The organism is Mycobacterium sp., assembly GCF_049683935.1.
Taxonomy (GTDB): domain Bacteria; phylum Actinomycetota; class Actinomycetes; order Mycobacteriales; family Mycobacteriaceae; genus Mycobacterium.
Map to the genome: position 1 here is coordinate 1 of NZ_JBAUJR010000141.1, position 9,572 is coordinate 9,572.

Annotated in this window: 8 protein-coding genes and 2 pseudogenes; 6 read left to right on the forward strand and 4 right to left on the reverse strand. The window is 65.2% G+C overall.

Features of this window, described 5'->3' with window-relative positions:
- Positions 1-48: 48 nt before the first annotated feature.
- Entirely contained in the window at positions 49-582 is a 534-nt protein-coding gene (locus WA965_RS08155; protein ID WP_064896561.1) for a hypothetical protein, read from the reverse strand.
- A 51-nt stretch (positions 583-633) separates the two neighbouring features.
- A complete protein-coding gene (locus WA965_RS08160; protein WP_064896559.1) occupies positions 634-1,134 on the reverse strand; it encodes a hypothetical protein in 501 nt (166 codons plus the stop codon).
- A 117-nt stretch (positions 1,135-1,251) separates the two neighbouring features.
- Between WA965_RS08160 and WA965_RS08165 the strand changes: the two genes are divergently transcribed.
- Positions 1,252-2,442, forward strand: a complete 1,191-nt coding sequence (locus WA965_RS08165; protein WP_081281804.1) for a hypothetical protein — start codon at positions 1,252-1,254, stop codon at positions 2,440-2,442.
- Between the two features lie 336 nt (positions 2,443-2,778).
- On the forward strand, positions 2,779-4,722 hold the full coding sequence (locus tag WA965_RS08170) for a serine/threonine-protein kinase (protein WP_526447342.1): 1,944 nt from the start codon (positions 2,779-2,781) through the stop codon (positions 4,720-4,722).
- Positions 4,723-4,741: 19 nt separating this feature from the next.
- Here the strand turns inward: WA965_RS08170 and WA965_RS08175 are convergent, their stop codons facing one another.
- Both WA965_RS08175 and WA965_RS08180 read right to left on the reverse strand, forming a co-directional pair.
- The gene (locus WA965_RS08175) at positions 4,742-5,158 is read right to left on the reverse strand and encodes an endonuclease V (RefSeq protein ID WP_064896555.1); all 417 of its coding nucleotides are present in this window, start codon (positions 5,156-5,158) and stop codon (positions 4,742-4,744) included.
- Positions 5,159-5,269: 111 nt separating this feature from the next.
- Positions 5,270-5,563: a helix-turn-helix domain-containing protein gene (locus tag WA965_RS08180; protein WP_064896553.1), complete on the reverse strand. Its 294-nt coding sequence runs from the start codon at positions 5,561-5,563 to the stop codon at positions 5,270-5,272.
- 136 nt (positions 5,564-5,699) lie between these two features.
- Between WA965_RS08180 and WA965_RS08185 the strand changes: the two genes are divergently transcribed.
- The 4 genes and pseudogenes from WA965_RS08185 to WA965_RS08200 form a co-directional block, all read left to right on the forward strand.
- On the forward strand, positions 5,700-6,500 hold the full coding sequence (locus WA965_RS08185; RefSeq protein ID WP_236442193.1) for a hypothetical protein: 801 nt from the start codon (positions 5,700-5,702) through the stop codon (positions 6,498-6,500).
- 266 nt (positions 6,501-6,766) lie between these two features.
- Positions 6,767-7,291, forward strand: a pseudogene (locus tag WA965_RS08190) (IS1634 family transposase); the annotation flags it as partial.
- Positions 7,292-7,421: 130 nt separating this feature from the next.
- Positions 7,422-8,237 (forward strand): annotated as a pseudogene (locus tag WA965_RS08195) (IS256-like element IS1601 family transposase); the annotation flags it as partial.
- A 135-nt stretch (positions 8,238-8,372) separates the two neighbouring features.
- Positions 8,373-9,572, forward strand: a 1,200-nt coding sequence (locus WA965_RS08200) for an IS256 family transposase (RefSeq protein ID WP_526447344.1), incomplete at its 3' end; no start/stop codon positions are given.

The following is a 9,572-nucleotide window of genomic DNA, read 5'->3' on the forward strand; positions in this document are numbered from 1 at the left end:
GCGGCAGCGCACGTCGAGGCGCGGGGCGCTGCGGGCCGGGCGCGGCTGCTAGCAGTCGTGCGGCTGGTCCTGGTCGGGGTTCTGCGCAGCCAGGTCAACGAGGTGGTGCTGGCCTGTTGTGGTGTCGGTGACAGTGAAGACAGTGGCCGTGGTCTGGGGCCGGGTTTGGGCGTCGCGGGCGAACTGGGCGGCCTCGACCGGGGTTGTCGCATCGAGTGCGTCGATCTGCCAGGTGACGGTATAGCGGCATTCCGGGGTGGCGAATTGGCCCCGCTGGGGGCGTTCTTCGATCTGGTGGAATGTCCATCCCAGTGCGACAAGATGGTAGAGGCCGTCGGCGTCTGGAACCAGCGTGACGGCGTCGGTGTGGCGTCCGGCGGGGTCGCGGTCGGCGACGGTGGCGATGGTTCCGTCGAACTCCAGGGTCAGGCGTTGCCCGAGGGGATCTTCGTTGGCGATCAGGGCGCACAGGGTGGCGCGGCTGACGATGGGTGTGGCCCATCCGTTCCAGGGGATGTCGAATCCCGCCGCGGGGTAGGTGTGCAGCCCGGCGTCGAGAGCAAAGGTGCCGGCAGTGGTCATGGGTGGTCTCCTTATCGGTGGTGATGTGAGGCTCTGGCGGGGGTCGCTGGGCTAGCCGTCGCTGCGGCGGCCGTTGTGGTGAATGGCCAGCAGTCCGGCCTCGGTGGGCCAGTAGCTGCCTTCCTCCGGCGTGGCCGCTGCGGGGCGGCCGTCGTGGATGCAGGTGTCGTTGAGGTTGACTCGGACGGGTCCGACGTTGGCGTCGGTGTCGATCTGGATGACCGTGACACCGTCGGCGGCGACGTACTCAGTGGCGCGAGCCGGGCGGGCCCGGCCGTTGAGGGTCGCCAACACGTCCACGGTGTCGGCCAGCGCTTCGCCGAGGGCGTGCAGGTCAGCGCTGAGGGTTTCGACCGCCCGGCTCAGGACGCGGACATCTAGGACGCCGAGGTCGGCGCGAAGGTCATGGGCCAGAACGAGGGTGGCCCTGGCTTCGTTGAGCTTCTCGCTGGCAGTGGCTACGGCTGCGCGTGCACTGTCGAAGGTGTAGTTGCGGCGCAGTGCGCTCAGGTAGGCCGCTCGGGGGTTGCCGCTGTCGTCGCCATAAGTCATTGGGTCGACCTTCTTCCTCGTGCTCGCCGGGCACCGCCTCACCTCGAGGCCGGTTGTCTTTAGCCTACCAGTTTGGTAGTCTAGAGACAACAGCATCTGATCGATGGGGGGGACAGCATGAGCCGCACGGCCACAACGGAATTGGAGATCCCAGGCATCGTCTCCGGTGAGCACCGCCCGAAAGTTGTGGTCAGTTACGGCCTTGGGCTTGACTCCACTTGCTTGCTGCTGCGGTGGCTGACCGAACCGGAGACTCGGGATTTCGACCTGGCCGACATGGTGGTGCTGACGGCCATGACGGGTGACGAATTCCGTTCCACCTCTAGGGATGTCGAGACGTACATCCTCCCATTGTTCAGGCGGTTCGGTGTTCGCTACATCCAATGTGCCCGCTCTGAGCGCACTCCGACCGCGAACGGCAACGGGGTTGTGGTGCTTGACGATTCGACCTGTCCGCAGAAGTTGTACAGCGACGGCGCGTATCGCCTTTCTACCGAAATGCTTTCTGCTGGAACGGTTCCGCAGCTCGGCGGCAAGCGTGCCTGCTCGATCCACGCCAAGGGCTGGGCACTGGATCCGGTCATCAAGAAAATCACCGATGGTCAACCCTACCGGCACGTGATCGGGTTCGAAGCCGGCGAGCAACGCCGCGCCGCCAAGGACCAACTATTCAATACCGAGCGGCGGCGAGGCTGGTACCCGCTGATCGAGGCCGGGATGGATCGTCAGGCGTGCGCGGACTACGTGTTCACCAAGCTGGGCGTGTCCTGGTCGAAATCCTGCTGCTCATACTGTGTTTTCGCGTTGAGCACCTCCTCGGGACGGGCCAACATGGTCGAGCGCTACCGCCAGGAGCCACAGGCCGGAGCGCAGGCCATGCTCATCGAAGCGACATCGCGGCGGCTCAATGAACGCCAAACCCTGATCGCCGGTGGGAGCGTGGCGCAGATGATCACCGAAGCCGGTCTGGTGGAGGTCGAGGTCGCCTTTCGAGAGATGTTCGATGCCGCGGAGTTCGCTGTCTACGAGGTTCGCCGGGTGACACCTCCGGGGCGGGAGGGCCGGCGGGGGATCACCGCGCGGTCGGTGCGGCGGCTGGCGCGCGGGACGCGAGCCGAGATGGATGCCCACCTGAGCGGACTGCCCGGCCGCCGTGAGGTCGGCGCGGATCACATCGTGCGGCACCACCTTGCGGTGGCCGACAACTGCGAACATTTCTTCGTCGTGGCTCCCGCTGTCGTCGACGACAAGCAACGTCCGGCGTTTGAGACTCACTGGGCTCAGGCCAATGGAGCCGCACTGTTCTAGCCCGGCCCGGCCCGCCCGGCCAGTCCCTGTCCGTGCGTCGTTGTACGGCAGGCAAGCACCACTGTGACTGAGCACAACTGGCGAACCCGCGGGCCGGGCCTGCGTGCAATCAGACCCCTTCACGCACGACCCGATCTGCGGGGGCGGTCGGACCGGCCACGGGCGCGTCGCGCTACCTGTTCCGACACCGCCCGGTCTGGGGAACCCGCACCGTGGCCCACTGCGGGGTGGAGCGGGATGTGACGGGTGACCTGCACCGCGGCGAGCCGGGCACCGCAACGACTGCCGGTGCCGGTGTCACGACATCGTGACGTGGCGGGCAGCTAATATGCTGCCATGCCGGTGGGGGTGGGAGAGCACTTTGCTGGGTACCGCATTGTGCGGCCGCTCGGGTCCGGTGGGATGGGGGAGGTCTACCTCGCCGAGCACCCTCGGTTGCCACGGTATGACGCGCTCAAGTTGCTGCGAGCCGACATCTCGATGGACTCCAGCTACCAGGTCCGGTTCGCGCGCGAAGCGGATCTTGCGGCCAGCTTGTGGCATCCGCATATCGTCAGTGTCCTCGATCGCGGGGAAGCCGACGGCCGGCTGTGGATCGCGATGTGCTACGTCGATGGGCTCAACGCCGGCGAACTGCTGGCACAACGGTATCCCGGTGGGATGCCGACCGACCTGGCGCTGCGGATCATCGGTGCCGTGGGGGAGGCCCTTGATTATGCGCACAGCAAGGGGCTGCTGCACCGCGACGTCAAGCCGGCCAACATCATGGTGTCGCACCCGGATTCGCGGGGCGAATCGCAGGTCATGCTGGCCGACTTCGGCATTGCCCGCAGCCTCGACGACGTCAGCGGCTTGACCACAACGAACATGACCGTCGGCACCGTCGCCTACGCGGCACCCGAGCAACTGCTGGGCCAGGACGCCGACGGCCGCGCCGACCAGTACGCACTCGCTGCCACCGCCTACCACCTACTGACCGGGACTCAGCTGTTCCCGTTCGCCAATCCCGCTGTCGTGATCAGCAGCCACCTCTCCAGTGCGCCTCCCCGCCTGGCTGACACGCGTCCCGACCTGGCTTCGCTGGACTGGCCCCTAGCTGTGGCGCTGGCGAAGAAGCCCGCAGACCGCTTCGCCAGCTGTCGCGACTTCACCCAGGCACTGATCCAGCACGCCGGCCCCCAGATCTCACCGGCCGCACCCACCCAGTCGGCCTCGCTCCCACCGCCGAGCACCTTCGCCCCTGCGCCTTCCGCGCGGCGCGGGCGCCGCATGGCCAGGGGGGCAGGGTTGGCGGCCGCGGCCACCCTGGCTGTGGCCGGGGTGACGGTACTGGCCATCGAGCAACCCTGGGAATCGAGTTCCCCACCCTCCAGCGAGAGTGTCAGCCCTGACGTATCCGTCGCGGAGACTGCACCCGCGCCCAATACCGGTCCGCTGACCGGAACCTACGCGGCGGACTTCGGCCCAGAGACACACATCACCACAGGTGAGGTCTTCGATCCCAAGCGTCGGCAGGGCACACTGGAGATCCGTTCAGCGTGCTCCCCGTCGGGGTGCACCGCGATTGCCGAAGCCGTCGCCGGCCCCACCCTCAATTCCAGTCTTGTTTTCGATGATGTTGGCGGGCAGTGGATTGCGGTGGGGACCGTGCCGACGAGTTCGGCGGCGATCACGCCCGCGCTGCGCGATGATTGTCGTGACCGCGAGTTCGCCCCGGAAACCTGGGAAGTCATCACACTGACACCTCACGACGATGGCACCCTGGCCGGTGAGTACCGGGTGATCAACGGCAGCAACTGCAGCACGTCCTCGACGGTGGCGCTGACCCGTGTCGCTGATACCGACGTCGCGGCCATCGCTGATCCCGCCGCGTTGCCCGCCCGCCAGCCTGTTCCAGCAGAGGGGTTTCGTGGCCGCTACACCATGACGCAGACGCTCTTGAACGGTGCCGGTGGCTCCGTCGAAGTGGACTTCCGAACGTATTGTCTTCGGGCACAGGCGCGGTGCGTAAGTTTGGGGGTGCTTCAGCCGCTCGACGGAAGGGGCGGGGTCTATACCTTCGCCGACGGCCGGTGGACGAGCCGGTTTGAGGGGAACCCGCCGTGCATCGTCGACGACGTTCCAGCACCGCTGAAGCGCAGCGAGGAATTCGACTTGCCTCGGCCGGCGCCGAATCCGATCCCGGTCATTGAGGGCCGCGGCCAGGAGGAGGTCTTGGACGGAAGCTGCGTCAAGCCGCTCACTCCGTACCGGCTCAAGATGGAGCGCACCGGCGACTAGCGTGCTGAGCCCGCGGCGTTCATCCGGTGCGTAGAAGGTCGGTGACGCGCCACTGCACCGCGGCCCAGTCTTCGTCACTGAGGGCGTCGATCGCGGGGGACCAGCCGGTGTCGGCGTCGAGGTGGTAGCGCAGCTCGGTGAAACAGGCAACGGGGCTGACGGCGCCGTCTGCGACCAGGGTGCTGATCTGGGAGACAATCTCGCGCGCATAGCCGTCGATGCGCATCCAGTGCTCCACGGGCTGGCCGGTCTCGCGGTGGACGTCGATGTGCCGCACGGTGTCGCGGCCGACGAAGGTCTTGCCGTTGGTGTAGCGGACCCGCGCCAGCGGTTGGTGGTCGGAGGGCGACACGGCATCGAAGGGTTTGACCGTCGCGATGTACAGCTGGCCGCTGGCGGGTGCATCAGGGGGGTGGTTGTAGTCGAACGGATTCATTGCCCTGCGCCTTCCCGTCGAGGTGTGCGGGTCTGCGGCGATCTATACCAGCTGGGTCCGACAAGCACGGCCACGGTGATGGTCGCGGGCAGCCCGAGCGCAGCCATGCTGTTAGGTCCCTTTGGTCAGCGCCTCGACGGTGGTGTCGAGGGCTTCTGCGATCTTGGCCAGGACGATCACAGTGGGGGCTCGGGTGCCTTGTTCGACTTGGCGGATCCAGATGCGGTCGACGTCGGCATTTTCTGCCAGTGCCCGCTGCGACAGCCGCAGGTCTTCCCGGCGTGCGACGATGTTGGCTCCGATGATCGGGAGAATGCGTTCACCGACGGCGGCGTTGCGACGTTCAAGTTCAAGTTTCCTGGCGGACTTGGCGTCCGTCGTGGTGTCGGACTTGGCGGCCGGCATGGTTCGGTCCCTTCGTTGCCCGGTAGACCTGTAGTGCATAGTCTACCTGAAAGTGGATGGCTAAAAACATCCGAATGACGTGCGAAACGGTGGGACCCGCGCGTATGCTCGAACGTAAGCCATCGGGGGCGTCGTGATGAGACATAAGCGTATTGTGCTGCTGGCAGCGACAATTCTGGTCGCAGGTTGTGGTGGTGACGGTCCAAGCGGATCACTGCCCGGCTTTCCTAGCGCGGCGGAGGTGGTTGAATCCGCTATCGCAGGGACAGGATGTGTCGATTCGGCCGGATCCAATTCCACCCCAGAGCAAATCGCGGACGCCTGGCTGTCGATTCGGCTGCCAAGTCCGTACACCGGTGATCTGCGAACCCAAGATGAAGACCACCTCGCCATGAGCGGACCGGAAGAATTCTTGCCGTCGAAGAACCGCGACTACTTAATCTCTACATTCTACGACCGCGTGCCGAACGGCGGGGACTCTGCATTTGCCTCCGCCGTGTGTGACCTCGAAAAGGGGTGGGCGGATGCCTACATATGGGACCACGGGATCACTACTGATGCGGCAGCCGAAATCATGGCCAAGACACCACACTTCATCCGAGGCCTAGGCCGCCACGTTTGTTGGGCGATGCCCGGCGGCGGCGCTAACAACACAATAGCGCCAATCACACTAAGCGCTCGGGCTAGGAGCATCGAGGACATCAGATCAAATCCCAAGAAATGGAAAAGTCAAGTAATTGCCACAGCCGATTCCGTATACGATGGCATCGCGATAGAAAGTCCTGCGTCAAGGCAAGCGTTCGAATCTCATCAGGCAACGCGGCGAAACGAGATGAATAATACCCCTCCTGAAGCGTTTGTCACCGCCGCAGAGCAATACTACAAACTGCTAGTTGCAGCCCACACGCATCAATGCCCGGAATTGAATGCGGAATAGAACAGAGACAGTAACCGCTCAGCCGGAGGGCATGGCTCGCCGCGGTTGGAGTCCAGGATGAGATAGTCAGAGAATGACCAACGGAGGTGGCGAGGCCTGGAGCGCCCAGCCTCCCGAGACAATCGCCAATGCCGAGCGTGTCCCCTTGCAGCGCAACCACCTGAGTTAGGACATCGATCGGGGATCTGAGGGGTCTTATCGCTGTGACCTGGGGTTTCGTGTGGTGATTTGGGGCACTAGGGGCACTAACGGGGTAGGTTCGGGCGGTGGCGTACGTGCGGAAGGTGCGCACTTCCTCCGGTGCGGTGGCGGTGCAGGTGGCCCGCAAGAACCAGGGCAAACACGAGATCCTGGCTCATCTGGGGTCCGCCCATACCGACGTTGAGCTGGGGGTTCTGCTGGAGCAGGCCCGCCGGATCGCCGATGGTGATCAACAGGGTCTGGATCTGGAGGTAGCCCGCAAGGTCGCCCGTGTCGGCGAGGTCGCCGACTGGCGGCCCGCCGATGAGACCGTGGCGCCGGCGTCGGCCGGCCCGGGTCACATCACGGGCACCTCCTCGCGGTTACTGCGTGAGGTCCTCGGGCACGTGTATGACTGGCTCGGATTCGATGTGGTCGATGACGCGGTGTTCCGGGATCTGGTGAGCGCCCGGATCGTGGAGCCGACCAGCAAGCTCGACTCGATCCGGGTGCTCGAAGACTTGGGCGCTACGACGGTGTCGTATCGGACCATCCAGCGCCATCTGGACGTGATCGGCCCGGGTGGGTATCGGGATGCGATCGCCGCGAAAAGTGCAGTTGAGTCCCGCATAGTGGTGTAGCGCGGTTGCTGGGTTCGTCATCGTGTTGGTGATGGACGTGAAGCGGCCACCGCGTGATCCTTCGAGTCAACCTTCCACAGAATCCTCGAGGAGCATCACGATGACCGCACCCCACATTGTCGACCCTGCCGGCCTTCTTGGCGAGGCCCTGTCAGAAGCGTCACCGGATCTGATGCGCTCGCTGTTGCAGACCGTGATCAACGCCCTGCTGTCGGCGGATGCTGATGCCGTGGTGGGCGCTGAATGGGGCCAGCCCACACCGGGACGCCGTGCCCAGCGCAACGGGTACCGCCACCGCGGACTGGACACCCGGGTCGGGACCATCGATGTCGCGGTTCCCAAGCTGCGCAAGGGAACCTACTTTCCCGACTGGCTGCTGGAGCGACGCAAGCGGGCCGAATCCGCCTTGATCACCGTGGTCGCCGACTGCTACCTGGCCGGGGTGAGCACGCGGCGGATGGACAAACTGGTCAAGACGCTGGGCATCGATTCGCTGAGCAAATCGCAGGTCAGCCGCATGGCCACCGACCTCGACGACCACGTCGAACAGTTCCGCCACCGACCACTCGATTCTGCCGGCCCGTTCACCTTCGTCGCCGCTGATGCGTTGACGATGAAGGTCCGCGAAGGCGGCCGGGTCGTCAACGCGGTGGTGCTTTTGGCCACCGGCGTCAACGGTGACGGACACCGCGAAGTCCTGGGCATGCGCGTGGTCACCAGCGAGACCGGCCCCGCCTGGAACGAGTTCTTCGCCGACCTGGTCGCCCGCGGACTGGCCGGCGCACGACTGGTCACCAGCGACGCCCACGCCGGCCTACGCGAGGCCATCGCGGCCAACCTGCCCGGCGCAGCCTGGCAGCGGTGTCGCACCCACTACGCGGCCAACCTGATGAGCATCTGCCCCAAGAGCATGTGGGAGCAATGATCAGAACCTGTGGATGAGCCTCGGGATGGGGGCGTGAAAGTGGGCGCACCTTCCCGAGGATGATCTGAAAGTCAGTAGGTCCGATCATGAGCCGGCGTTGGCGCGCTGGTTCGGGAAGGTACGCCCATGCTCACCGTAGTTCACGACGCCGAGGACGCCAACGGCCACGAGGCCTCTGGGCGCTCGTTGTTGGACGAGATCGTCCGCGACGGTGCCCGGCAAATGCTGGCCGCGGCGTTGCAGGCCGAGGTCGCCGCGTATGTGGCCCAGTACGCCGATCAGCTCGACGACAACGGGCACCGGCTGGTGGTGCGCAACGGCTACCACCAGCCACGTGAGGTGTTGACCGCAGCCGGTGCGGTGCAGGTGAAAGCTCCACGAGTCAACGACAAACGCGTCGACCCCGACACTGGTGAGCGGAAACGGTTTTCCTCGGCGATCCTGCCGGCGTGGGCGCGCAAGTCACCGCAGATGAGCGAGGTGCTGCCGCTTTTGTATCTGCACGGGCTGTCGACCAGTGATTTCGGGCCGGCCCTGGAGCAGTTTCTGGGCTCGGGTGCCGGGTTGTCGGCCACCACGATCACCCGGCTGACCAGTCAGTGGCAAGATGAGGCCCGCGCGTTCGCCGCCCGGGACCTGTCGGGCACCGATTACGTCTACCTGTGGGTGGACGGCATCCACCTCAAGGTCCGCCTGGACCAGGAAAAGCTGTGCTTGCTGGTGAAGCTGGGTGTGCGCGCTGACGGCCGCAAAGAACTGGTGGCGATCACCGACGGCTACCGCGAATCGACCGAGTCGTGGGCTGATCTGCTGCGCGACTGCAAGCGACGCGGCATGACCGCCCCGGTGCTCGCGGTCGGCGATGGCGCACTCGGGTTCTGGAACGCGGTGCGTGAGGTGTTCCCGGCCACCAAAGAGCAGCGGTGCTGGTTTCATAAGCAGGCTAATGTTCTTGCCGCGCTGCCGAAATCAGCGCACCCGTCGGCGTTGGCGGCGATCAAGGAGATCTACAACGCCGAGGATATCGACAAGGCCCAGCTCGCGGTCAAAGCCTTCGAGGTCGACTTCGGGGCCAAGTATCCTAAAGCGGTCGCCAAGATCACCGACGATCTGGACACCCTGCTGGAGTTCTACCACTACCCGGCCGAACATTGGATTCACCTACGCACCACGAATCCGATCGAAAGCACCTTCGCCACAGTGCGTTTGCGCACCAAGGTCACCAAAGGCCCGGGATCACGCGCGGCCGGACTGGCTATGGCCTACAAGCTCATCGACGCCGCCGCGGCCCGCTGGCGCGCCGTCAACGCCCCACACCTGGTCGCT